At 71.3% G+C, this 23,229-nt stretch carries 22 protein-coding genes; 6 read left to right on the top strand and 16 right to left on the bottom strand.

The annotated features are described in order from the left end of the window. The 15 genes from IO24_RS0133130 to IO24_RS0133060 all read right to left on the bottom strand — a co-directional run bounded on the left by IO24_RS0133130 (position 1) and on the right by IO24_RS0133060 (position 16,216). Complete coding sequence (locus tag IO24_RS0133130) at positions 1-1,386, bottom strand: glycosyltransferase 87 family protein (protein WP_031142274.1); 1,386 nt, start codon at positions 1,384-1,386, stop codon at positions 1-3. Beyond that, positions 1,383-2,777 (bottom strand): polyprenol phosphomannose-dependent alpha 1,6 mannosyltransferase MptB, encoded by a 1,395-nt coding sequence (gene mptB, locus IO24_RS0133125; protein WP_031142272.1) that lies wholly within the window; start codon positions 2,775-2,777, stop codon positions 1,383-1,385. The genes IO24_RS0133130 and mptB overlap by 4 nt, the downstream gene beginning before the upstream one ends. Before the next feature lie 100 nt (positions 2,778-2,877). Beyond that, complete coding sequence (locus tag IO24_RS0133120; protein WP_031142270.1) at positions 2,878-3,801, bottom strand: glutaminase; 924 nt, start codon at positions 3,799-3,801, stop codon at positions 2,878-2,880. Between the two features lie 45 nt (positions 3,802-3,846). Then, the gene (gene aspA, locus IO24_RS0133115; RefSeq protein WP_031142268.1) at positions 3,847-5,259 is read right to left on the bottom strand and encodes an aspartate ammonia-lyase; all 1,413 of its coding nucleotides are present in this window, start codon (positions 5,257-5,259) and stop codon (positions 3,847-3,849) included. Between the two features lie 120 nt (positions 5,260-5,379). After that, on the bottom strand, positions 5,380-6,396 hold the full coding sequence (locus IO24_RS0133110) for an asparaginase (protein WP_031142266.1): 1,017 nt from the start codon (positions 6,394-6,396) through the stop codon (positions 5,380-5,382). A gap of 32 nt (positions 6,397-6,428) precedes the next feature. Next, complete coding sequence (locus tag IO24_RS0133105) at positions 6,429-7,871, bottom strand: amino acid permease (RefSeq protein ID WP_031142264.1); 1,443 nt, start codon at positions 7,869-7,871, stop codon at positions 6,429-6,431. After that, entirely contained in the window at positions 7,868-8,545 is a 678-nt protein-coding gene (locus IO24_RS0133100; protein WP_031142262.1) for a FadR/GntR family transcriptional regulator, read from the bottom strand. The genes IO24_RS0133105 and IO24_RS0133100 overlap by 4 nt, the downstream gene beginning before the upstream one ends. A gap of 173 nt (positions 8,546-8,718) precedes the next feature. Then, entirely contained in the window at positions 8,719-9,555 is an 837-nt protein-coding gene (locus tag IO24_RS0133095; protein WP_031142260.1) for an undecaprenyl-diphosphate phosphatase, read from the bottom strand. 111 nt (positions 9,556-9,666) lie between these two features. Continuing rightward, the gene (locus IO24_RS0133090) at positions 9,667-10,014 is read right to left on the bottom strand and encodes a fluoride efflux transporter FluC (RefSeq protein WP_031142258.1); all 348 of its coding nucleotides are present in this window, start codon (positions 10,012-10,014) and stop codon (positions 9,667-9,669) included. Beyond that, positions 10,011-10,391: a DUF190 domain-containing protein gene (locus IO24_RS0133085; protein WP_031142256.1), complete on the bottom strand. Its 381-nt coding sequence runs from the start codon at positions 10,389-10,391 to the stop codon at positions 10,011-10,013. Before IO24_RS0133085 ends, IO24_RS0133090 begins: the two co-directional genes overlap by 4 nt. Then, the gene (crcB, locus tag IO24_RS0133080; protein WP_031142254.1) at positions 10,388-10,840 is read right to left on the bottom strand and encodes a fluoride efflux transporter CrcB; all 453 of its coding nucleotides are present in this window, start codon (positions 10,838-10,840) and stop codon (positions 10,388-10,390) included. Before crcB ends, IO24_RS0133085 begins: the two co-directional genes overlap by 4 nt. A gap of 231 nt (positions 10,841-11,071) precedes the next feature. Then, on the bottom strand, positions 11,072-12,031 hold the full coding sequence (locus IO24_RS0133075; protein WP_031142253.1) for an SMP-30/gluconolactonase/LRE family protein: 960 nt from the start codon (positions 12,029-12,031) through the stop codon (positions 11,072-11,074). 49 nt (positions 12,032-12,080) lie between these two features. Further along, on the bottom strand, positions 12,081-12,338 hold the full coding sequence (locus IO24_RS0133070) for an ArsR/SmtB family transcription factor (RefSeq protein ID WP_031142251.1): 258 nt from the start codon (positions 12,336-12,338) through the stop codon (positions 12,081-12,083). A 186-nt stretch (positions 12,339-12,524) separates the two neighbouring features. Continuing rightward, a complete protein-coding gene (locus IO24_RS0133065; protein ID WP_031142249.1) occupies positions 12,525-14,084 on the bottom strand; it encodes a glycoside hydrolase family 53 protein in 1,560 nt (519 codons plus the stop codon). Positions 14,085-14,194: 110 nt separating this feature from the next. Beyond that, on the bottom strand, positions 14,195-16,216 hold the full coding sequence (locus IO24_RS0133060; protein WP_031142247.1) for a beta-galactosidase: 2,022 nt from the start codon (positions 16,214-16,216) through the stop codon (positions 14,195-14,197). 184 nt (positions 16,217-16,400) lie between these two features. Between IO24_RS0133060 and IO24_RS0133055 the strand changes: the two genes are divergently transcribed. The 5 genes from IO24_RS0133055 to IO24_RS0133035 all read left to right on the top strand — a co-directional run bounded on the left by IO24_RS0133055 (position 16,401) and on the right by IO24_RS0133035 (position 21,194). After that, positions 16,401-17,720, top strand: coding sequence for an ABC transporter substrate-binding protein (locus tag IO24_RS0133055; RefSeq protein ID WP_031142244.1), 1,320 nt, complete (start codon positions 16,401-16,403; stop codon positions 17,718-17,720). Then, positions 17,717-18,643, top strand: a complete 927-nt coding sequence (locus IO24_RS0133050) for a carbohydrate ABC transporter permease (RefSeq protein WP_031142242.1) — start codon at positions 17,717-17,719, stop codon at positions 18,641-18,643. The genes IO24_RS0133055 and IO24_RS0133050 overlap by 4 nt, the downstream gene beginning before the upstream one ends. Then, positions 18,640-19,548 (top strand): carbohydrate ABC transporter permease, encoded by a 909-nt coding sequence (locus IO24_RS0133045; RefSeq protein WP_031142240.1) that lies wholly within the window; start codon positions 18,640-18,642, stop codon positions 19,546-19,548. The genes IO24_RS0133050 and IO24_RS0133045 overlap by 4 nt, the downstream gene beginning before the upstream one ends. Before the next feature lie 120 nt (positions 19,549-19,668). Then, positions 19,669-20,694, top strand: coding sequence for a LacI family DNA-binding transcriptional regulator (locus IO24_RS0133040; protein WP_031142238.1), 1,026 nt, complete (start codon positions 19,669-19,671; stop codon positions 20,692-20,694). A 74-nt stretch (positions 20,695-20,768) separates the two neighbouring features. Further along, a complete protein-coding gene (locus tag IO24_RS0133035) occupies positions 20,769-21,194 on the top strand; it encodes a MarR family winged helix-turn-helix transcriptional regulator (RefSeq protein WP_031142236.1) in 426 nt (141 codons plus the stop codon). A 155-nt stretch (positions 21,195-21,349) separates the two neighbouring features. Here the strand turns inward: IO24_RS0133035 and IO24_RS0133030 are convergent, their stop codons facing one another. Then, positions 21,350-21,748 (bottom strand): SseB family protein, encoded by a 399-nt coding sequence (locus tag IO24_RS0133030; protein ID WP_031142234.1) that lies wholly within the window; start codon positions 21,746-21,748, stop codon positions 21,350-21,352. A 278-nt stretch (positions 21,749-22,026) separates the two neighbouring features. Between IO24_RS0133030 and IO24_RS0133025 the strand changes: the two genes are divergently transcribed. Further along, on the top strand, positions 22,027-23,208 hold the full coding sequence (locus IO24_RS0133025) for an MFS transporter (protein WP_234335321.1): 1,182 nt from the start codon (positions 22,027-22,029) through the stop codon (positions 23,206-23,208). Positions 23,209-23,229: the final 21 nt, after the last annotated feature.

Here is a 23,229-nt window from a genome sequence, read left to right as displayed (position 1 = left end):
TCAGGAGGGCGGCGGGTCCGCCGTGTACGAGGAGGCGCGCTCGCTGCTCGACTGGGGCTTCCGGTCGGCCGGGAGGGTCGAGGCGGTCGGCTCGCTCGGCGCGCCGCGCACGCTCGCGCGGCCGGCGGCGACGACGCCGCCCGCGGTCGCGGCGGCCGTCCCGGAGGAACACGGGTCCGTCTGGACGGAGGCGGGGCTGATCGCGGGGGCCGCCGGTACGGGTGCGGCCGTCGTGGTGCTGGTGCTGCGGCTTCCGGTCCGCAGAGCGGGACAGAACTGACCCACCGGCAGCCACAGCAGCAGACCCAGGGTGATCCAGGCGTAGGCGTTGCTGCCCAGGAAGCCGTCGACGCCGGACGCGTCGTCGAACCACAGCCACACCACGCTCGTGCACAGCACCGCGTACAGGGCGCCCGCCACCCGGGGGCGCCCCGCGCGGACCAGCACGGCGAAGGACGGCAACAGCCAGACGAGATGGTGCACCCAGGTGATCGGGCTGACGAGACAGGCGGCGAGGCCGGTCAGGGCGAAGGCCGCCGTCCACTCCCCCGCCGCGACCGCCCGGCGCGTCCGCACCGCCCACACACCGAGGATGAGCAGGACCGCCACCGCCCACACCGCGCGGTCCGGTTCACCGAGCCGGGCCAGGATGCCCTGCACCGACTGGTTCGAGACGTAACCGAGGCGCCCCACGCGGTCGGTGTCCCACAGCGCCTCGGTCCAGTAGAAGCGCGACGCGTCCGGGTCCACCTGGGCCGCGAGGGCCGTGGCGCCGCCGGCGACGGCCGTGGCGACCGCAGCCGCGCGCCACCGCCCGGCCACCAGCAGCAGACCGATGAACAGCGCCGGCGTGAGCTTGATCGCGGCCGCCAGCCCGATGCCGACGCCCGCCAGGCGTCCGCGTCCGGTGGCGAGCAGCGTCGCGTCGGTGAGGACGAGCGCCAGCAGCAGCAGGTTGACCTGGCCGAAGCTGAAGGTGTCGCGGAGCGGTTCGAACAGGGCGAGCAGACAGGCGGTCAGGGCCCAGCCGAACCAGCCGTGGCGCCGCCAGTCCGGTCCGGCGAGCAGGCGCAGGACCGCGGCCAGGGCCGCCAGGTTGAGCAGCAGGGCGGCGGCGATCGCGGTGTGCAGGCCCAGCAGGGCCATCGGCGCCATGGCGACCGCGGCGAACGGCGGGTAGGTGAAGCCGTAGGTCGTGCCGGGCACGCGGTAGTCGTAGACGCGGCCGCCGTGGTGGACCCAGGTGTCGATGCTGCCGTAGTAGACGCGCAGGTCGAACCAGTCGCGCAGCAGGGGCACGGTCGCGGTGAAGAGCGTCACCAGCGTGGCGAGGGCGAGCACCAGCAGCAGCCGGCCCCGGTCGGTGCGTGGCAGGGGCGGGGTCATGCCGCGCGTCCCAGCGCGGGGGCGAGCTGGGCCTGGTGGGCTTGGAACAGCACGACGACCGCGAGCGCCCCGCCGGAGACGGCCAGTACGAATTGCCCCGTGTCCGCCTGGCCGCCGCTGGGCAGGACGCACAGCGTGAGCACGCCGGTCACCGCCGCCGTGCGGTGGCGTACGGACGTACTGGGTGCGGCGGCGGCGATGAGGAACAGACCCCACAGGGCGTACCAGGGGCGGATCGCCGGGCCGAGCGCGGCCACCGCCGCGAGGGACAGGCCGAGCGCGTACACGGGCCGGAGGCGCAGCCGCAGCCAGATCAGCACGATCGCGACCACGGCGGTCAGGATGCCCAGCGTGTGCCAGGCCGGGACGGCCATCGGCGCGAGATCGCTGCCCAGGTGCTCCAGGAGGGCCTGGGTGGCGCGGCCGAGGAGGGTGGTCAGGGCCCAGTTCCGGGGTGAGACGGGGGTGTTCAGGGCGCCGACCCAGCCGTATCCGGTGCCGGCCGCGGCCGTCGCGGCGACAGTGGTCGCCGCGGCCGCGACGGTGGTCGGCACGAGGGCTCTCGCCGGGCTGCGGCCCGCGCGGACCTGGAGGACGACGACGGCGGCGAGACCGAGCACGGCGGGCGCCTTGACCAGGGCCGCGAGGGTGACGAGCACGGCGCCGAGGACCGGCCACCGGCCGAGCGCCGCCACCAGGCCGACGCCCAGCAGTCCGAGCATGACGGCGTCGTTGTGGGCGCCCGCGACCAGGTGCAGCAGGACGAGCGGATTGAGGACGCCCAGCCACAGCGCGGCGGCCGGGTCGGCGCCGCTGTGCCGGGCGAGACGGGGCAGAGCGGCCGCCATCAGGGCCACGCCGGTGAGGGCGACGAGCCGCATCCCGAACAGTCCGGCGGGCAGTTCGCCGCGGGTCAGGCCCGACAGGGCCGCCGCGACGGCGAGGAACACCGGGCCGTACGGGGCACCGGTGTGCCGCCAGAGCGGGGCGACCTCGCCGGCGAGCGGACCGCCGAGCCGGGACGGGCCGTGCGCGTACACGTCCATGTGCGCCTGGACCATCGCCCCCTGGGCGAGGTAGCTGTACACGTCCCGGCTGAACAGGGGCGGGGCGAGCAGCAGCGGGGCCGCCCAGGCGGCGAGGACGAGCAGCAGGGCGCGGGGAGCGGGTGGTCGCGGCCCGCGGACCAGCCGGCCCAGCAGCACCCAGGCCGCGATCAGCAGGACGACGCCGAAGTACACGCCGACCAGGCCGAGGGCGGCACGGGCGGAGGCCGGGTGGAGAAGATCCGCCACGGGCAGGGCACCGGCCGTCTCACCGCCCAGGGCGAGGCAGGAGGTACCGGCCAGACCGAGTATCTGGCAGCGGCGGAGATCGACGGGAAAAGCCATGGCCAACACTCGGGCAGCGTGTCAACGGCTCATGACCGGCAGGGGACGCTCCCGTCTCCGGAGGGCGGCCCGCGCGTGACCGGCCGGTGATCACCTGCCGTCAGAAGACCGACAGACCGGTCAGGGTCGTGAAGCGGTCGAGCGCCGCCACGCCCGCCACCGAATTGCCCCGCTCGTCCAGGCCCGGGCTCCACACGCACAGGGTGCAGCGGCCGGGTACGACCGCGATGATGCCGCCGCCGACGCCGCTCTTGCCGGGCAGGCCCACGCGGTACGCGAAGTCGCCCGCCGCGTCGTACGTACCGCAGGTCAGCATGATCGCGTTGATCTGCTTGGCCTGGCGGCGGGTGAGCAGGCGGGTGCCGTCGGCGCGGATGCCGTGCCGGGCGAGGAAGCTCGTGGCGAGGGCGAGGTCGGCGCAGGACGCGGCGATCGAGCACTGCCGGAAGTACTGCTCCAGGAGCGTCGGCACGGGGTTGTCGATGTTGCCGTAGGACGCCATGAAGTGGCCCAGCGCGGCGTTGCGGTCGCCGTGGGCGGCCTCGGACGCGGCGACGTCCTTGTCGAAGGTCAGGCCGGGGTTGCCGCTCTCCGCCCGCAGGAACGCCAGCAGTTCGCCCGACGCGTCGCCGGTACGGGTGTGCAGCCGGTCGGTGACGACGAGGGCACCCGCGTTGATGAACGGGTTGCGCGGGATGCCGTTCTCGTACTCCAGCTGGATCAGGGAGTTGAAGGGGTTGCCGGAGGGCTCGCGGCCGACGTGCTCCCACAGGGCGTCCCCCTCGCGGGCGAGGTCGAGGGCGAGAGTGAAGACCTTGGTGATCGACTGTGCGGAGAAGGGCTGCCGCCAGTCCCCCACGCCGTACACCGTGCCGTCGGGTTCGGCGGCGGCCATTCCGAAGCTGCGCGGGTCGCGTGCGGCGAGCGCCGGGATGTAGTCGGCGGGCCGGCCGCTCCCGGGTGTCCGCTCGATCTCCTCGGCGATGCGCTCCAGGACCGGCTGGAAGGTGGTCGACGACGTCATGATCCCGATTGTCCCTCCGCGCCGGTCCCGGTGCGCTCGCGTACGTCAGGCCACCGGAGCCGGGCCGCTGCCGGCCAGGACCTCCGGGCGCAGCAGCCCGGCGAGCGTCTCGGCGGGGAGCAGGCCCTTCTCCAGGACCAGCTCGGCCACCCCCCGGCCGGTGGCGAGGGCCTCCTTGGCGATGTCGGTGGCGGCCGTGTAGCCGATGTGCGGGTTGAGGGCGGTGACCAGGCCGATGGAGTTCTCGACACTCGCACGCAGCGCCTCGGTGTTGGCGGTGATGCCGGACACGCAGCGCTCGGCCAGGGTCACGCAGGCGTTCCGCAGGTGTGTGATGGACTCCGACAGGGAGTGCAGGATGATCGGCTCGAAGGCGTTGAGCTGGAGCTGTCCGGCCTCGGCGGCCATGGTGATGGTGACGTCGTTGCCGATGACCTCGAACGCGACCTGGTTGACGACTTCGGGTATCACCGGGTTGACCTTGCCGGGCATGATGGACGAACCGGCCTGCACGGGCGGAAGGTTGATCTCGCCGAGGCCGGCGCGCGGGCCGGAGGACAGCAGCCGCAGGTCGTTGCAGCTCTTGGAGAGCTTGACCGCGATGCGCTTGAGCACGCCGGACATCTGCACGAAGGCGCCGCAGTCCTGGGTCGCCTCGACCAGATTGGCCGCCGTGACCAGGGGCAGTCCGGTGATGGCCGCGAGGTGGCGGCGTGCGGCCTCGGCGTATCCGGCGGGGGCGTTGAGGCCGGTGCCGATCGCGGTCGCGCCCAGGTTGATCTCATGGATCAGCCGGACGGCCTCGGCGAGCCGGGACCGGTCCTCGTCCAGCATGACGGCGTAGGCCGAGAATTCCTGACCCAGCGTCATGGGGACCGCGTCCTGCAGCTGTGTACGGCCCATCTTGAGCACGTCGCGGAACTCGGCGGCCTTGCCGGCGAACGCGTCCTGCAGGACGGACATCGACTCGAGCAGCCCGCGCACCGCGAACACCGTCGCGATCTTGACGGCGGTCGGGTAGACGTCGTTGGTGGACTGCCCGAGGTTGACGTCCTCGTTCGGGTGCAGGAAGCCGTACTCGCCCTTGGCGTGACCCAGCAGTTCCAGCGCCCGGTTCGCTACGACCTCGTTGGCGTTCATGTTGGTGGAGGTCCCGGCGCCGCCCTGGATCACGTCCACGACGAACTGGTCGTGCAGCTTGCCGTCGCGGATCTCACGGCAGGCCTCGACGATGGCGGCGGCCTTCTTCGGGTCCAGCAGCCCGAGTTCCTCGTTGGCGAGGGCGGCGGCCTCCTTGACGGCGGCGAGGGCGTCGATCAGGTGAGGGTAGGCGGAGATGGGCATGCCCGTGATGGGGAAGTTCTCCGTGGCCCGCAGGGTGTGCACACCCCAGTACGCCTCGGCGGGAACGTCACGGTCGCCGAGCAGGTCGTGCTCGGAGCGGGTTGCGGCGGTCATGACGGTGAGGGTCCTCTTCTCTGAGGTACAGGGTGGGAAGCGCCCCTGAAAGGGGCGCGGGGAACTGCGCGACCAGCGACATGCGGCCCGCAGCCGCCAGCGGGGAGATCCGGCACGGCGTCAGGCGCGGGCCGCCCCGCCAACCGGCTCCAGCGAGCGAACGGGCCGCACACGCCCGACCTCCCGCCCGCCTCCCAGCAGCGGCTCACCCGCGAACTCGGTGAGCAGCTCCGGGTCGACACCGGCCCAGGCCAATGCGGCGGCAGTCACCGGCACCCGCGCCCGGTTCGCCCCGTCCGCGATTTTCACGGCGACGGCCCGCCCATCGGCCAGCGCGGCGACCTGCACGCCCTCGAAGCCGTCCTTGGAGAGCAGCCCCGGCACGGCCCGCATCAGCGCGGCGACGTCCCGCCCGGAGCCGGAGGCCATCTCGGCGTGCTCGCGCATGGCGTCGGCGACCCGGGCCTCGGGCGTACCCGGCGCGGCGGTGGTGATCCGGGCGGTGGCGCGGGCGAGGCCGTGCAGGGAGAGGGAGAACAGGGGCGCGCCGCAGCCGTCGACGGTGACCCGGGCGATGTCCTGCCCGGTGAGGTCCTCGACGATCTCGGCGATGGCCTGCTGGAGCGGGTGGGCCGGGTCGAGGTAGGTCTCCAGCGGCCAGCCGTTGAGGACGCAGGTGTAGAGCATGGCCGCGTGCTTGCCGGAGCAGTTCTGGGCAAGCCGGGAGGGCAGTCGGCCCTCGCGCACCCAGGCGTCCCGGACGACCGGGTCGAACGGCATGTCCGGGACGTTGCGCAGCTGGTCCTCGGTGAGCCCGGCGAGGTCGAGGATGCGCCGGGCGCCGGCGAGGTGGCGTTCCTCGCCGGAGTGGCTGGCGGCGGTCAGCGACAGCAGCTCGCCGTCGAGCGGCAGCCCGGCCCTGGCCATGGCCACGGCCTGGAGGGGCTTGATCGCGGAGCGCGGGTAGAAGGCGGCCTCGATGTCTCCGATCTGGAGCCGGACCTCTCCGTCGGCGCCGAGGACGACGACGGAGCCGTAGTGGATGCCTTCGACGATCCCGCCGCGGATGAGGTGGGCGACGGGGGCGTGGACGGGTTCACGGACAAGGGGTGCGTCCGCGGGGGAACTGCTGAACATCACTGCCTGCTTCTCGTGGAACGACGCGTTCCTCACGCGTCGGTTCCGGTGGTGGACTTGCGCGCGATACGGCCGCGGATGGCGAACCATCCGGCGACCAGGGTCCCGACGATCAGCGGCAGGCACTGCACGGTGGTGCGTCCCGCGCCGCCGTCGGCGTACATGAGGACCAGGACGGAGGCGAGGAACGCCAGCGTCACGATCTCGGTCCAGGGAGAGCCCGGGAGCCGGTAGCCCGGGCGGGTCAGCTCGCCCTTCTGGGTCTTCTGCCAGAAGAGGAGGTGACAGATCATGATCATGCCCCAGGTGGCGAGGATGCCGATCGCGGCGAAGTTCAGCACGATCTCGAACGCCTCGGCGGGCACGACGAAGTTGAGGCCGACGCCCAGGACGCAGACGCCGCTGGTGAGCAGGATGCCGCCGTAGGGGACCTGGCTGCGGCTCATCACCGACGTGAACCCGGGCGCGGATCCGGCCATGGCCATGGAGCGCAGGATGCGGCCGGTGGAGTACAGGCCGGAGTTGAGGGAGGACATGGCGGCGGTGAGGACGACGAGGTTCATCACGTCGCCGGCCGCCGGGATGCCGATGTTGGACAGCACGGTCACGAAGGGGCTCTCACCGGCGGTGTACTTGTTCCACGGCAGCAGCATCGACAGCAGCACGACCGAGCCGACGTAGAACACACCGACGCGCCACATGATCGAGTTGATCGCCTTCGGCATGATCTTCTCGGGGTTCTCGGTCTCGCCGGCGGCGACGCCGACCAGTTCGACGGAGGCGTAGGCGAAGACGACGCCCTGGATGATCAGCAGCATGGGCAGCAGGCCGTGCGGGAAGAGGCCGCCGCTGTCGCCGATCAGGGACGGGCCGGGGACGTGGCCGTCGACGGGGTGCTGGGTGGCCAGCAGGAAGATGCCGATGCACATGAAGACGACCAGCGCGCCGACCTTGACGATCGCGAACCAGAACTCCAGCTCGCCGAAGATCTTCACCGAGATCAGGTTCACGGTGAGCACCACGGCCAGCGCGATCAGCGCGATGACCCACTGCGGTATGTCGGAGAACATGCCCCAGTAGTGGGTGTAGGTGGCGACGGCGGTGATGTCGGCGATGCCGGTGGTCGCCCAGTTGAGGAAGTACATCCAGCCGGCGGTGTAGGCGCCCTTCTCCCCCATGAACTCACGGGCGTAGGAGACGAAGGCGCCGGAGGAGGGCCGGTACAGCACGAGTTCGCCGAGGGCGCGCACGACGAGGAAGGCGAAGAGGCCGCAGACCGCGTAGGCGATGAACAGGGACGGGCCGGCTTCGGCGAGGCGGCCGCCGGCGCCGAGGAAGAGGCCGGTGCCGATGGCTCCGCCGATGGCGATCATGTTGACGTGCCGGGACTTCAGGGACTTGCTGTAGCCCGCGTCTCCGGCATCGACATGGGTGGAACGTTTCTGCACCTCGTCGTGCAGGGACTGCTCGCTCACGCCTCGGTTCCGCCTTCCGTGGGGGTGTCCGTGCGCGACGAACGCACGATGTCGGTGAGGGTCGTCTCGACGCGGTCGAGGTGGTGGGCCATGGCCTCCACCGCGTCGGTCTCGGAACCGTCGACCAGCGCCTCGACGATCGCCCGGTGCTCGCGGTTGGACTGCTCGCGTCGGCCGCCCAGCTCGTTGAGGAAGGCGGACTGGCGGGCCAGCGCGTCCCGGATCTCCTCGATGACCCGGCGGAAGACCGGGTTCTGGGCGGCCTCGGCCACCCCGAGATGGAACAGCGTGTCCATCGCGACCCAGGCGGTGGTGTCCGTCTCCCGCTCCATCCGGTCCAGCAGGTGGGCCAGGTGGTCGAGGTTCTCCGGGGTGCGGCGCCGGGCCGCGTATCCGGCGACCGGGATCTCCACGTGGCGGCGCACCTCCAGCAGGTCGCTGGCCGCGTAGTCGCCGAAGGTGGGGTCCTCGACGGTACTGGCGACGACGAAGGTGCCCTTGCCGGTCCGGGACACGGTCAGACCCATGGTCTGCAGCGCCCGCAGCGCCTCGCGCAGCACGGGCCGCGAGACCTCCAGCGTGCGGCACAGCTCCGCCTCGGAGGGGAGCTTGTCGCCGACGGCGTACTCGCCTCGCTCGATGGCACCGCGCAGGTACGCCAGCACCGCTTCCATGGCACTGACGCGCCGCACGGGCTGTCCGGCTGTCCGGCTGTCTGACAGGTTCACGGGAGAGATACTCCGGGCGACGGCTTGTGCTGTCAAGAGCCCCCCGAAGGGGCGCGGGGAACTGCGCGACCGGCCACGAAGGCGCCGCAGACAGCGGACGGCGCCTTCCGGCCGAGCCCTCAGCCGTGGAGCACGCCCGCTCCGAGCAGGCCGAACAGCAGCACTCCCACGACGATCCGGTAGATCACGAAGGCGTTGAAGGAGTGCTTGGCGACGAACTTCAGCAGCCAGGCGATGGAGGCGTAGGCCACGACGAACGACACGGCCGTGCCGACGGCGAGCGGGACAGCGCCCACGCCGGTGCCCAGGGCGTCCTTGAGCTCGTAGAGGCCGGCGCCGGTCAGCGCGGGGATGCCGAGGAAGAAGGAGAGCCGGGTGGCGGCGACGCGGTCCAGGTCGAGGATCAGCGCGGTGGACATGGTGGCGCCCGAGCGGGAGAAGCCGGGGAAGAGCAGGGCGAGGATCTGGGAGCCGCCGACCAGCATCGCGTCCTTGAACGAGGTGTCGTCCTCACCGCGCTTGTGCCGCCCCATCTGGTCCGCCACCCACATCACGCCGCTGCCGACGATCAGCGAGCCGGCGACGACCCACAGCGAGGCGAGCGGGCCCTCGATGAGCGGTTTGGCGGCGAGTCCGACGGCGACGATCGGGATGGTCGCGCAGATGACCCACCAGGCGAACTTGTAGTCGTGGTGGTACCGCTCCTCGCGGTCGCGCAGGCCCCTCCCCCAGGCGGAGACGATCCGCACGATGTCCTTGAAGAAGTACACGAGCACCGCGGCGATCGCGCCGACCTGGATGACGGCCGAGAACCCGACCACGGCGTCGTCGTCGACGGGGATGCCCATCAGCCCCTCGACGATCTTCAGATGGCCGGTGGAGGAGACGGGCAGGAACTCGGTCACCCCCTCGACGGCTCCGAGGACGACGGCCTGACCGACGCTGATGACGCTCATGGGATCCAGTTCTGCTCGAGGGAGGCGGGGAGCGGAGTGGACAGTCCTACTACACGCGGACGAGAACGACTCTCACCCCGCACGCCTCACCCGAGCCCCCTCGGACGCGGCTCACATACGCGCGAGCGCCGCCCCCGCGAACGCCGCCCCGCAGCCGGCCACGACAGTCGCCGCCACGTTGACGGCCGCCTGGCGGTGAGCCCCGGTCTCGGCCAGCCGCAGCGTCTCGTAGGAGAACGTCGAGTAGGTCGTCAGGGCCCCGCACAGACCGGTGCCGAGCAGCAGTTGCAGGTGGGTGGCGGCTCCGGTGAGCAGGCCGAGGATCAGGGAGCCGGTGACGTTCACCGTGAACGTGCCCCAGGGGAAGACCGAGTCGTGCCGCGCCTGGACCGCCCGGTCGGTGAGGTAGCGCAGCGGAGCGCCGACCAGCGCGCCACCGACGACCAGCAGCCAGTTCACAACCACTTCTTACCCTTCGTGTCCGTTGTACCGGGATCGTCCCCGCGTCCGGCGTACCGGATCACCTCGCAGTCCTCGAGGGTCACGAGCCCTTCGGTGACGATGTCGTCGAGCTGCGGGAGGAACGCGCGGACGCGTGGCTCGGTGTCGACGATCACCACGGCGATGGGCAGGTCCTCGCTCAGCGACAGCAACCGCGCGGTGTGGATCAGAGAGGACGCGCCGAACCCCTCGATGCCGCGGAAGACGCTGGCACCGGCGAGGCCCGCCGCGTGGGCCCGGTGGACGATCTCCGAGTAGAGGGGCTTGTGGTGCCAGGTGTCGCTCTCGCCGAGGAAAACGGTCAGTCGCAGGGCCCTGCCGGTCAGCCTGGTCATCGTCGTCTCCCTGTCAGGACGCGGCGGGTCGCCCCGGCCGCGAGCCACACCGCTGTGAGCGCCGCGAGGGGGGTCGCGGCGAGGTAGGCCAGACCGGTGCCGGCGTGGCCGCCGTCGAGGAGGTTCCGGATGTCGACGGCGTACGTCGAGAAGGTGGTGAAGCCGCCGAGGACGCCGGTGCCGAAGAAGGGGCGGACGAGCGGGTGGGCGGTCCTGATCTCGGTGATGACCACCATGAACACGCCGATCACGGCGCAGCCGGCGATGTTGACGCCGAGGGTCGTCCAGGGGAAGCCGCCCGGGTGCGTCGGCCACCAGAGGGAGGCCGCGTACCGTGCGGTCGCGCCCACTCCCCCGCCGAGTGACACCACCGCGACGACGGGCCCCTGGGCACGCCAGGAGGACGGAGACACGGTCGCCGGACCGCGGAGGCTTTGAGGGGCTGTCATGTGGTGGTACGTCTCCTACTCGCCGGGGCCCGGGGTCGTGCGGGCGCGTGCCGTCGCAAGTAGGGACCGTTGGCGGCGTCGCTGCCGCGGTTCGGGGACGGCGGGCCCCACCGCCGCGCCGCGGGAGGTCGCGGCCGGGATTCAGGTTAACCCCGGGGGTGCCGCGGGGTCACTCCGGAGCGAGGCGAAGGTGGCTCGCGTCACTTCGGAGCGAGGCGAAGGTGGCTCGCGTCACTTCGGAGCCGGCGGTTCGCAGACCGCCACGCCCCGTTCCCGGATGCTGCCCAGGACCAGGTGCCCGCCCGCTTCGCAGACGCTGGTGGGCATGCGGTAGCCGGAGCGGCGGCGGGCGAGGTGGTGGACGACGCGGCCCGCGTCGTCGAAGGCCTGGAGGGCGATCGTGCCGGTGGGGCGGAACGGGGCGCGCACGGCCACGCGGGCGGCGGCGGCGCGGACGCCGGGCGCGCTGCGGTGGAGCAGGTCGAGGGCGGGGACGCGGGGCCCGGCGAGCGCGACCCAGATCGGTCCGTCGGGCGTGCCGCGCCAGAGGTTGTCGGGCATGCCCGGGAGGTTCTCGGCGAACGGCTCACTCCGCCCGGCCTTCGGCCCGGCGAGCCAGTGGCGCAGCAGACGGCAGGCGCCGGTCTCCGCGACGACGAGGAAGGACTCGTCCGCGGCGACGGCGACCCCGTTGGCGAACTGCAGGCCGTCCAGCACCACTTCGGGTGTGTCACCGCCCGGGGCGAGCCGCAGCAGCCGTCCCGTCCCGGTGTGTTCGACGATGTCGCCGATCCAGTGCTGTAGGGGGTACCGGCGGCTGGAGACGGTGAAGTAGACGCTGCCGTCGGAGAGGGACACGACGTTGCTGCAGAAGCGCAGCGGTTCCCCCGCCACCGAGTCGGCGAGGATCCGGACCGTGCCGTCGCCGGTGTCGACGCGCAGCAGGCCGCGTTCGGCGTCACACACCAACAGGTCGCCGTCCGGGAGGAGTTCGAGGCCGAGCGGCCTGCCGCCGGTCTCCGCGATCACTTCGACGCGGGCCGCGACCGGGTCGGCGAGGGCGTCGAGCCGCAGGATGCGGCCGTCCGCGACGCCGGTGAGGACACGGCCGCGCGGGTCGGCGACCACGTCCTCGGGCCCGGGGCCCACCGCGACGTAGTGGCGTGGGACGAGTGCCATGGGACGGTCCATCGCGTGCGTGTCCTTCACCGTCGGGGGCGACAACCCGGTACCAGGGCGCCTACCAGCCCTTCTCGAACATCCGGGCGACCTCGGCGATCCGCATGTCGTCGCGGTGGTAGCGCACGCGGCCCGCGGACCTGCTGGTGCGCAGCATGCCGGTGGCCTCCAGCAGCCGGAGATGGGTGACGGCGACGGGGCGCGGCATCGAGAACCGCTCGGCGACGGCGTCCGCGGTGACACCGCCTGTCGCGGGACCGGGTTCCTTCAGCCAGGCCAGGATGCGGAGCCGCGTCTCGTCCGTGGGAGTCCTCAGCATGTCGTGCCCCTGCCTCGCCGCTTCGCCCTCTCACCGCGTCTTCCCACTGTCTCGCAGTCGACGCCACCGCGTCCGGCACTCCGCCTCCTTGTCCGATACCGAACTGCCGTACGCGAAAGCGGATTTCGTACAGGAATGCGACCAGAGGGGGAGGGCCCCGGGCAGCGGGGCGCCTCCCCCGTGGACTCAGCGGTGCCGGAACCAGGACATCGACGAGAGTGCCCGGTCGTCGTAGCCGAACAGCGCCTGGTTCTCCCAGCCGTTGCCGGAGGCCGCGTCGGTCGGGTCCCAGCCGTTGCCGCCCACCGCGGTCCAGGTCGCTTCCCAGTAGAAGATGCCCAGGCCGCGGCCGTTCGGGACGGCCTCCACGATGCTCGCCATGTCGTTCATCCACCGGGTCTGACCGGCCACGCTCGCCGGGTAGCCGGGGACCAGTTCGTCACCGGTGTCGATGATGTTCTCGTGCGCGTCCTCGCTGTCCAGGCGGAACGGGTAGGCGGTCTCGGCGACGAAGACCGGCTTGCCGTAGCGGGTGGCCGTGTCGTCGAGGGTGGTCTGGAAGTCGGCCAGGGTGCCGTGCCAGTAGCCGTAGAACGACAGGCCGACGGCGTCGAACTTCACGCCGTTGGAGCGTGCGCTGTCGAACCACCAGCGGGTGCCCTCCAGGTCACCGCCCTCGGCGAGGTGCAGAGCCATCGTGGTGGAGGAGTTGACCGCCTTGACCGCGTCGTAGCCGGAGTTGAGCAGTCCGGCCAGTTGTGTCCAGTTGGCGGTGGATCCCTCGTTCCACAGCATGCCGCCGTTGATCTCGTTGCCGACCTGGACCATGTCGGCGGTGGTGCCCTGGGCCTTCAGCGCGTTCAGCACGTCGTACGTGTGGTCGTACACGTCGGTCTTCAGCTGAGCGTACGAGTGCCCGGCCCAGGCGGCGGGTTTGTCCTGGCGGCCCGGGTCGGCCCAGACGTCCGAGTAGTGGAAGTCCACCAGCAGCTTCATGCCCTGCGCCTTGACGCGCTTGGCCGTGGCCAGGACGCGGGCCTTGTTGTTGTAGTCGTCGGCCGGGTCGACCCACACCTTGAGGCGCGCGTAGTTCATGCCGTTCGACTTGAGGACGGCCAGGGCGTCGCCGGCGGTGCCCGAGCTGGTGCGGTAGACGCCGCCCTTGGCCTCGCTCTTGGCCAGGGACGAGATGTCGGCACCCTTGATCGACGTACCGGACGTGCCGGACGTGAAGGTCAGGTCGTCGACATTGATCCAGTTGCCCGCGTTCGCGTCACTGTTGACGCTGATCGTGCACTGGTTGTTCGTGACGTTGACCGGCACGACGATCCGGATCCACCCACCGGCCGAGACCGGCAGGTCTGTGCGCTGCTCGGCGCCGCCGCAGTTCTTCAGCGCCAGGTACGCGGACTTCTGCCCGCCGCCGGAGCGCACCCAGGCGGTCAGCTTGTAGTTCCCGTTGGTCAGTCCGGACAGGTACTGGTACGTCTCCACCTTGTAGGCCGACGAGGACCAGTGGCTGAGGCGGTGGCTCCCGCCATGGCCGCCGGACTCGGTGAACGAGGCGCCGGTGTCGCCGTACTCGGACCAGCCGCTCGGAGTCGCGGCGCCCGCGCCGCCGGTCTCGAAGCCGCCGTTGGTCAGCGTGCTCGCGGCGTGGGCGGAGCCGGCGGGCAGGGCGGTGAGGGCGAGGCCCGCGGCGAGCGGGAGCAGCAGGGCCCTGAGGGTGCGTCTGGGATGGAACATCGTCGTCCGTCGTCCCTTCGACGTGGGGGTTGGGGGGTGCCTCTCACCCGGAGGCAGGTGAGGGGCCCTCCGCCCACGGCTCGTGGCTCGCGCGGGCGGAGGGAGTCGGTTCAGCCGTCGAGCCGGACGACCCGGACGGCTCCGGCCGGGACCGCCAGACGGCCGGCGGCGCGGTCGCCGGTCAGCAGCTCGGTGCCGGGGACCCCCAGGGGCACCTTGGCGTCCGAACCGGTGTGGTTGACGGCGAAGAGGTAGGTGCCCGACTCGCCGGTGCGGCGGACCACTTCGACGTCCCGGGGCAGATCCGCTCGCGGGGCGAGCTGTGCGTCCTCGCTCGCCCGGCCGAGCAGTGTGCCGAGGCCGTCGGCGCCGAGCCGGGTGGAGACGTACCAGGCGGTGCCCTCGCCGAGGCGGTGCCGGGTGACGGCGGGCAGACCGGCGGCCAGGCCGTCGGCGTAGGTCAGGACGGTGTCGGCGCCGCGCGGCACCACGAACTCCGTCCACACGTCGGCGGACAGCTCGGTGCCGTCCGGGCCGGTGACGCGCACCCGTTCGCCGGGCAGCAGGGGTGAGAACTCCTCGACGGTGAGGCCGAGGACGTCCCGCAGCGGGCCGGGGTAGGCGCCCTCGTGGACGGCGTCGTGCTCGTCGACGATGCCGGAGAAGTAGGAGACGACGAGCGTGCCGCCGTTCTCGACGTACGCCGTCAGGTTGCGCCCGGCCGCCTCCGTCATCAGGTACAGGGCCGGCACGACGACAAGGGGATATCTCGACACATCGGCTTCCGGATGGGCGAAGTCGACGGTGAGGTGGCGGTCGTAGAGGGCCTCGTAGAAGGCGTCGGCGCGCTCGCGGGCCTCGTGGTCGACGCTGGGACGCCAGTCGAGGTTCTGCGCCCACCACGACTGCCAGTCCCACAGCACGGCCACGTCGGCCTCGGTCCGGGTGCCGCGGATCTCGCCCAACGCCTCGACTGACGCGCCGAGTTCGACGACCTCTCGCCACACGCGGGTGTCGGTGCCGCCGTGCGGGACCATCGCCGAGTGGAACTTCTCGGCACCGCGCCGGGACTGGCGCCACTGGAAGAACAGGGCACCCTCGGAGCCGCGTGCCACGTGGGTGAGGGAGTTGCGGGCCATCTGGCCGGGGGCCTTGGCGGGGTTGCGGGGCTGCCAGTTGACGCCCGAGGTGGAGTGTTCCAGCAGCAGCCAGGGGGCGCCGCCCGCGACGGACCGGGTGAGGTCGGCGGCCATCGCCAGGTTGACGTGGGTGCGGCGGCCGTCGGTGATCAGGTAGTGGTCGTTGGTCACGAGGTCGACCTCGCGGCCCCAGGCCCAGTAGTCGACGGAGTCGCACTGGCTCAGCGCCGTCATGAAGTTGGTGGTGACCGGGACGCCCGGCGAGAGGCGGTGCAGGATGTCCCGCTCCATGCGGAAGTTCTCGCGCATGGTGGCGTCGGCGAACCGCTTGTAGTCCAGAGCCTGCCCGGGGTTGACGGCGGCGGGGGTGAGGCGGGGCGGGTTGATGTCCTCGAAGCCGGCGTAACGCTGACCCCAGAAGGCTGTGCCCCAGGCCGCGTTGACCGCGTCGACCGTGCCGTACGTGGTCGCGAGCCAGCGGCGGAAGTGGGCGGCGCAGGAGTCGCAGTAGCAGGCCGAGACGGGTACGCCGTACTCGTTGTGGACGTGCCACATCGCCAGGGCCGGGTGGTCGCCGTAGCGCTCGGCGAGCCGCGTGGTGATGGTCGCGGCGGCGGCGCGGTAGTCGGCGTTGCTGTGGCAGATGGCCGCGCGGGAGCCGAACTCGTAGCGCACGCCCTCGGCGGTCACGGGCAGCGCTTCGGGGTGGGCCCGGTAGAACCAGACGGGCGGTACGACGGTGGGGGTGCCCAGGTCGACGCGGATGCCGTGCACGTGCAGCAGGTCCAGGAGCCGGTCCAGCCAGCCGAAGTCGTACGTCCCGGGTGACGGCTCCAGCAGCGCCCAGGAGAAGATCCCGACGCTCACCATGGTGACGCCGGCCTCCCGCATCAGCCGGACGTCCTCCTGCCAGACGCTTTCCGGCCACTGCTCGGGGTTGTAGTCCCCACCGAAGGCGAGCCTGGTGAGGCCCCTGGGGGTGGTCTCCGGCATGGATGGTCTCCCGGTTGATCGATCAATTGGGAACGTGCACACACAACAACGTGGCGTGGAGCCCAACATAACCGCACAGCAACAACCATTGACAAGTGTCCGGGATGTTTCTCTACTGTGAACGCTCACAGAAGCATGGCAGGTCCTCGCAGCAGGCGAGGACCCCAGGTCAGGGGAGAGATCCATGCCGTACACGAAGCGCCGCCGCCTCGTGACAACCGCCGTCGCCGTCGCGCTCGCCGCCACCTCGCTCGCCGCCTGCGGCTCGGAATCCGGGGGCAGTGAGACCGGGTCGGGCCCGGCCTCGCTGACGTACTGGACCTGGACGCCCGGCATGGACAAGGTCGTGGACCTGTGGAACAAGGGGCCGGGCAAGAAGGACCGGATCACCGTCACGGTGAAGAAGCAGGCGTCCGGCGACACCCTCGTCACCAAGATCCTCACCGCGCACAAGGCGGGCAAGGCGCCCGACCTGGTACAGGCGGAGTACCAGGCGCTGCCCACGCTGGTCAGCAACGACGCCCTGGCGGACATCTCGAAGAACGTGGACGAGACGAAGGGCCGGTTCGCCGACGGCGTCTGGCAGCAGACGACACTCGGCACCGACGCCGTCTACGCGGTCCCGCAGGACATCGGACCGATGATGTTCTACTACCGCGAGGACCTGTTCGAGGAGTACGGGCTGACGGTGCCGACGACCTGGGACGAGTTCGCGCAGACCGCCCGCAAGCTGAAGAAGGCCGCCCCGGACAAGGACCTCACCACCTTCTCCGCCAACGACTCCGGCCTCTTCGCGGGCCTCGCCCAGCAGGCGGGCGCCAAGTGGTGGACGACCTCCGGCGACCAGTGGAAGGTCTCCATCAACGACGAGGCGACGCAGAAGGTCGCGAAGTTCTGGGGCGGCCTCGTGAAGGAGGGCGCCATCGACAACCAGCCCATGTACACCCCCGCTTGGAACAAGGCTCTCAACACCGGCAAGCAGATCGCCTGGGTCAGCGCCGTGTGGGCCCCGGGCACGCTGACCACGGCCGCGCCCGACACCAAGGGCAAGTGGGCGATGGCCCCGCTCCCCCAGTGGTCCGCCAGCGAGAACCGCACCGGAAGCTGGGGCGGCTCCTCCACCGCCGTGACCACCGACTCCGAGCACCAGGCGGCCGCCGCGAAGTTCGCCGCATGGCTGAACACGGACAGAGAGGCCCTGAACGCGCTCGCCAAGGAGAGCGGCATCTACCCGGCCGCCACCAACGCCCAGACCAGCGGCGCCTTCCTCGAGCCGCCCGCCTACTTCTCGAACCAGGCCGACTTCTACTCCAAGGCCGCCGACATCGCGGACACCACCGCGCCCTCCGCCTGGGGCCCGAACGTGAACGTCGCCTACACCACCTTCAAGGACGCCTTCGGAGCCGCCGCGAAGAACAAGTCGGACTTCGGCGCGGCGCTGAACAAGATGCAGGACGACACCGTCGCCGACATGAAGAAGCAGGGCTTCGGGGTCGCTCGGTGAAAAGCACGGCACGCCGGCAGTCGTACGGGGTCAAGGGGGCCCCGTACGCCTTCCTGGTTCCCGCGACGGTCCTCTTCGCCCTGTTCTTCGCCCTGCCCATCGGCTACGCGCTGTGGCTCAGCCTCCGCAAGGTACAGGTCTCGGGCCTGGGCCTCGGCTCCGGCGCCCGCAAGGAGGTCTGGGCCGGTCTGGAGAACTACACCGCCGCCCTCTCCGACAGCGAGCTGCTGCACGGCACCCTGCGTGTGCTCGGCTACGGGTGCATCGTCGTGCCCGTCATGCTCGGCCTGGCCCTGATGTTCGCGCTGATGCTCGACTCGGAGAAGGTGCGGCTCGCACCCGCCACCCGGCTCGCGATCTTCCTGCCGTACGCCATCCCCGGTGTGGTGGCGGCGCTGCTGTGGGGCTTCCTCTACCTGCCGGACGTCAGCCCCTTCTACTTCGTGCTCGACAGACTGGGGATGCCGCAGCCGGACCTGCTGGACGGCGGGCCGCTGTACCTGGCCCTGTCGAACATCGCGGTCTGGGGCGGCACCGGCTTCAACATGATCGTCATCTACACCTCGCTCCAGGCGATCCCCGCGGAGGTGTACGAGGCGGCGAAGCTGGACGGCGCCACCCCGCTGCAGATCGCGCTGCGGATCAAGATCCCGATGGTGGCGCCCTCCCTGGTGCTGACCTTCTTCTTCTCGATCATCGCGACACTCCAGGTGTACAACGAGCCCACCACCCTCAAGCCGCTCACCAACTCCGTGTCCACCACGTGGAGTCCGCTGATGAAGGTGTACCGGGACGCCTTCGGTGAGGGTGACATCCACGGGGCCGCGGCGCAGGCCGTGATCATCGCCTTCGCCACGCTCCTCCTCTCCTTCGGCTTCCTGCGAGCCGCGAACCGTCGTCAGAAGCAGGAGGCCGCTCGATGAGCTCCCTCGCCGTCCCCCAGGCCGAACCGAGGGCGGGCAGCACGCCCGGCACCGCCCAGGACCGGCCGCCGCTGCGCCGCCGGATCGCCCTGATCCCCACGGTCACCCTGCTGCTGGGCGCGCTCTACTGTCTGCTGCCGGTCGCCTGGGTGGTCATCGCCGCCACCAAGTCCGGGCCTGAGCTGTTCTCCACCTTCACGTTCCTGCCCGGCACGGGCTTCGCCGACAACGTCCGGGACCTGAGCGCCTACCGCGACGGCGTCTACTGGAAGTGGATGGGCAACTCCGCGCTGTACGCCGGTGTCGGGGCCCTGCTGTCGGCGTGCGTGTCGGCGGTCAGCGGCTACGCGCTCGCGACCTACCGTTTCCGCGGCCGCGAGACGCTCTTCAACGTGCTGCTCGCGGGGGTGCTGATGCCGCCGGTGATCCTGGCCGTCCCGCAGTACTTGCTGCTGGCGAAGGCCGACCTCACCGACTCGTACCTGTCCGTCCTGCTGCCGCAGATCCTCTTCCCGTACGGCGTCTACCTCGCGCGGATCTACGCCGCCGCCGCGGTGCCCGCCGACGTGATCGAGGCGGGGCGCATGGACGGGGCGAGCGAGTGGCGGATCTTCACCCGGATCGCGCTGCCGATGATGATCCCCGGGATGGTGACGGTGTTCCTGTTCCAGTTCGTGGCGATCTGGAACAACTTCCTGCTCCCGTACATCATGCTCAGCGACGACGAGAAGTTCCCGATCACGCTCGGCCTGTTCACGTTGCTGGAGCAGGGCGCCAACACCCCGGCCCTGTACACCCTGGTGATCACGGGCGCGTTCCTCGCGGTTCTGCCGCTGGTCGCCCTCTTCCTGGTCATCCAGCGATTCTGGAGTCTGGATCTGCTCTCCGGAGCCGTAAAGTCTTGACCTCCTCCCCCTCGCGAACGAGGGGGATTCCCACGCAGCGAAGCCGAGCCCTTTGCCCCGCTCCGCAGGAGTCTCATTTTCTCCCCCGCCTGAAGGCGGGGGTGTTCACGGAGGAATCAGATGAACGGTGCGGGAGGCAGGCGCAGGCCGCCCACGATCCACGACGTGGCGCGCGAGGCGGGGGTCTCGCGCGGCACCGTCTCGCGCGTTCTCAACGGCGGCCACTACGTCAGTCCGGCCGCCCAGGAGGCGGTCAACGCGGCCATCCGCAGAACCGGTTACGTGGTCAACCGGCACGCCCGCTCCCTGATCACGGGACGGTCCGACTCGATCGGTTTCCTGCTCACGGAGCCGCAGGAGCGGTTCTTCGAGGATCCCAACTTCAACGTCCTGCTGCGCGGCTGCACCCAGGCGCTCGCCGCGCACGACATCCCGCTGCTGCTGATGCTGGCGGGCACCGAGGACGAACGGCGGCGCATCACGCGGTACATCACCGCCGGGCACGTCGACGGGGTACTGCTGGTCTCCAGCCACTCCGGTGATCCCGTCGCCGAGCGGCTGCGCGAGGCGGGGGTGCCGCTGGTAGCGTGCGGGAAGCCGATCGGGGTGGCTTCCAAGGTGAGTTACGTGGCCGCCGACGACCGTGACGGCGCCCGCGACATGGTGCGTCATCTGCTGTCGCTCGGGCGGCGCAGGGTGGGCACGGTGACCGGTCCGCTGGACACGCCCGGCGGCGTCGAGCGTCTCGCCGGCTACCAGGAGGTGCTCGCGGAGGCGGGTCTGGAGTTCGACGAGCGGCTGGTCGTCTCCGGTGACTACAGCCGGGCGAGTGGCGAGGCGGGCGCCGAGCGGCTGCTGGCGCAGGCCCCGGACATCGACGCGGTGTTCGTGGCCTCCGACCTCATGGCGCAGGGAGTGCTGACGGCTCTGCAGCGGGCCGGGCGGCGGGTGCCGCAGGACGTGGCGGTCGGCGGTTTCGACGACTCACCGGCCGCCGTCGCCTCCAGCCCCGAGCTGACGACCATCCGGCAGCCCTGGGACCGCATCAGCAACGAGATGGTGCGGGTCCTGCTCGCACAGATCGGCGGCGAGGACCCGGCGGCGGTGATCCTGCCGACGGAACTGGTGAAAAGGGAGTCGACCTGAGGCCGGGGTGCCCGCACCCCGAGCCCGTATGCATGCACGGTCATTGAACCCTGCACCGGTGTTACCGTTCCCCTATGGCGGCGAAAACGGCTGGTGGGCAGCTCGAGGAACAGTGGCGGGGCATCCTGTCGGCGCACGCGCGCACGATGTGCGAGATCGACCGGGCGCTGCATCCGCACGGCCTCGGCGCTTCGGACTTCGAGGTCCTGGACATGCTCGCGACCGCGACGCCCGAGGAGGGCGAGCAGTGCAGGGTGCAGAACCTCGTGGGGCGGGTCCACCTCAGCCAGAGCGCGCTGTCGCGGCTGATCGCCCGGCTGGAGAAGGACGGGCTGGTGGCGCGGTCCGTGTGCGTGGAGGACCGCCGGGGCGTGTGGGTCGCCCTGACGACCAAGGGCCGTGACCTGCACGCCGAGGTGCTGCCCCTGCAGCGGGCAGCACTGAGCCGGGCGCTGGGCGGAGAGCCGCCGACGCCCGGATCAGGCCGGTCGCCTCACTAGGGCCTGCCGTTCGGATCAGGCCGCAGGGACGCGACGCGGCCCTTCATCGCCGGTGAGGGGCCTGGTGCGTGTCTCTGCACGGCGCGTGCCAGGCCCCGCGTCTGCGGTCTGATCCGAACGACAGGCCCTGGGCGGGCGCCGCCGTGCAGCCGACCCTAACGGGCCAGCAGGGTGCGCACCCCCTCCGAGGTCAGTGTCAGCCGGTGCTCCGAGCTGCCGTCGATGGTGAGCGACAGGTCGTCGGCCGGCCACTGCGCGGCGAGGGCACCGAGCGGCACCAGGCGGTAGCGGGAGACGAACGGCAGCAGCCCGGCCATCTCCACCTCTGAGGTGAACACGGGCACCACCGGTTCGCCGCCCGGCTGCTCCAGCACCGGCAGCGCCACCGCCGCGGGATTGGCGGCATCGGCGTCGCCCGCGTCGTCGGGCACGGGGATGAGCACGTCGCTGTTGGCGAGCGCGTCCAGAGCCACCGTGTCCTCGGTGTTCTCGGCGAGGACGTCCAGAGCCCGCTGGGCGGGCGTGGGCGTGGGGTCGTTTGCGGGTGTCTCCATGGCAGATTCCCTGGTAGCGGCGGTCGTGCGGCCAGCCCGGGACAAGATCCGTCCCAGGTGCGTCCTGCTCGCGTACCCGAACGGGACCGGGGCAACCCTGGTGGATCTTCGGGGTTCGTGGCAGCGCGGGGGAGATCTTGTGGGGAGCCGGGTGGATGCCCGGGCTGCCGGGAGATGTTGACGAGCCTGATGTTACCGGTAACATCACTCCTCTGCCCCACACGTACGCGCCTGTGCCCTCCACCCACCCACACGGTGGCCCGTCCTCCGGAGTCCGCGTGATCGAAGAGCGCGTCACCCGTCCCTCCCCCACACCGCCCGGCCCTGTCTTCAGCAGGACCGCCATCGTGGCCTCGTGCCTCGGCTTCGTGCTCATCGGAGCGTTGCAGGCCCTGTACGGGCCGGCGATCCCGGCCTTCCGTGCGGAGTTCGGGCTGTCGCCCTCCGCCGCGGGGCTCGGGCTGAGCGCGCACTTCGTCGGCGGTGTGGGCGGTGTACTGCTGTTCGACCGGCTCTACGGGCGGGTCGGCAACCGGCACATCCTCGGCAGTTCGTATCTGCTGATGGCGGTCGGCGCGGCCGGCTTCGCGCTGGCGCCCGACTGGCCCACCGCCCTGGCGGCGGCCCTGCTCGCCGGGTTCGGCTTCGGCGGTATCGACTACGGGCTCAACCAGCTGTTCGCCGTGGGCTTCGGCCACCGTTCGACCGCGATGCTGAACATTCTCAACGCGCACTTCGGCATCGGCGCCATCCTCGGCCCCGCCGTGATCGGCGCGGTCGGCTCCGAGCACTACCCGGCCGTCTTTCTCGTCTTCGCCCTCGCCAACCTGCCGTTGCTGCTGTGCCTGCGAGGCGTACAGGACCAGGTGCCCGTGCCGGCCGGGGAACGGACCGGCGGCGGGCCCGTCCTCGGCCGCAGCCTCGGCTCCGTGCTCGCCGTCTTCGTCGTCCTCTACGTGCTGCACGTGGGTGTCGAGGCCGGTGTCGGCGGCTGGGAGCCGACACATCTGGAGACCGTCGGCTACGGCGCGGGGGTCGCCGCCACCGCCACCTCCGTGTACTGGCTGATGATGACCGTGGGCCGCTTCCTGGTCGCCCCGCTCGCGCTGCGTTTCTCCGCCCAGGCCATCATCACCGTCTCGTGCGCGGGCATGACGGTGTGCCTGCTGGCCGCGACCGTCCCGGCCCTCGCGCCCTACGCGTACGCCGGTGTCGGTCTGTTCATCGCGCCGATCTTCCCCACCGGGCTGCCCTGGCTGAACCGCGCCGCCCCGCAGGCCCGGAGGGCCGGTGCCCTGGTCATCGCGGCCTCCATGGTCGGCGGTGTCGCCGCGGGGCCGGCCCTGGGCAAGGCCATCGAGTGGTCCGGTGTCCGCGCCGTGCCGCTCCTGCTGTGCGGCATCTCGGCGCTCTGCCTGGCCGCCACGCTCTGGCTGATCCGCGGCACCCGTTCCCGCTGACTCCCCCCTCCCCATACAGAA

Source organism: Streptomyces flavovariabilis (assembly GCF_000725785.1).
Lineage (GTDB): Bacteria > Actinomycetota > Actinomycetes > Streptomycetales > Streptomycetaceae > Streptomyces > Streptomyces hawaiiensis.
This window is presented reverse-complemented; position numbering and strand designations above follow the sequence as displayed.

Excerpts from the sequence above, each read along its gene's own strand:
- IO24_RS0133130 (WP_031142274.1), bottom strand. The coding sequence starts at position 1,386 with ATGACCCCGCCCCTGCCACGCACCGACCGGGGCCGGCTGCTGCTGGTG.
- mptB (WP_031142272.1), bottom strand. The coding sequence starts at position 2,777 with ATGGCTTTTCCCGTCGATCTCCGCCGCTGCCAGATACTCGGTCTGGCC.
- IO24_RS0133120 (WP_031142270.1), bottom strand. The coding sequence starts at position 3,801 with ATGACGTCGTCGACCACCTTCCAGCCGGTCCTGGAGCGCATCGCCGAG.
- aspA (WP_031142268.1), bottom strand. The coding sequence starts at position 5,259 with ATGACCGCCGCAACCCGCTCCGAGCACGACCTGCTCGGCGACCGTGAC.
- IO24_RS0133110 (WP_031142266.1), bottom strand. The coding sequence starts at position 6,396 with ATGTTCAGCAGTTCCCCCGCGGACGCACCCCTTGTCCGTGAACCCGTC.
- IO24_RS0133100 (WP_031142262.1), bottom strand. The coding sequence starts at position 8,545 with ATGGAAGCGGTGCTGGCGTACCTGCGCGGTGCCATCGAGCGAGGCGAG.
- IO24_RS0133095 (WP_031142260.1), bottom strand. The coding sequence starts at position 9,555 with ATGAGCGTCATCAGCGTCGGTCAGGCCGTCGTCCTCGGAGCCGTCGAG.
- IO24_RS0133085 (WP_031142256.1), bottom strand. The coding sequence starts at position 10,391 with ATGACCAGGCTGACCGGCAGGGCCCTGCGACTGACCGTTTTCCTCGGC.
- crcB (WP_031142254.1), bottom strand. The coding sequence starts at position 10,840 with ATGACAGCCCCTCAAAGCCTCCGCGGTCCGGCGACCGTGTCTCCGTCC.
- IO24_RS0133075 (WP_031142253.1), bottom strand. The coding sequence starts at position 12,031 with ATGGACCGTCCCATGGCACTCGTCCCACGCCACTACGTCGCGGTGGGC.
- IO24_RS0133070 (WP_031142251.1), bottom strand. The coding sequence starts at position 12,338 with ATGCTGAGGACTCCCACGGACGAGACGCGGCTCCGCATCCTGGCCTGG.
- IO24_RS0133065 (WP_031142249.1), bottom strand. The coding sequence starts at position 14,084 with ATGTTCCATCCCAGACGCACCCTCAGGGCCCTGCTGCTCCCGCTCGCC.
- IO24_RS0133060 (WP_031142247.1), bottom strand. The coding sequence starts at position 16,216 with ATGCCGGAGACCACCCCCAGGGGCCTCACCAGGCTCGCCTTCGGTGGG.
- IO24_RS0133055 (WP_031142244.1), top strand. The coding sequence starts at position 16,401 with ATGCCGTACACGAAGCGCCGCCGCCTCGTGACAACCGCCGTCGCCGTC.
- IO24_RS0133045 (WP_031142240.1), top strand. The coding sequence starts at position 18,640 with ATGAGCTCCCTCGCCGTCCCCCAGGCCGAACCGAGGGCGGGCAGCACG.
- IO24_RS0133040 (WP_031142238.1), top strand. The coding sequence starts at position 19,669 with ATGAACGGTGCGGGAGGCAGGCGCAGGCCGCCCACGATCCACGACGTG.
- IO24_RS0133035 (WP_031142236.1), top strand. The coding sequence starts at position 20,769 with ATGGCGGCGAAAACGGCTGGTGGGCAGCTCGAGGAACAGTGGCGGGGC.
- IO24_RS0133030 (WP_031142234.1), bottom strand. The coding sequence starts at position 21,748 with ATGGAGACACCCGCAAACGACCCCACGCCCACGCCCGCCCAGCGGGCT.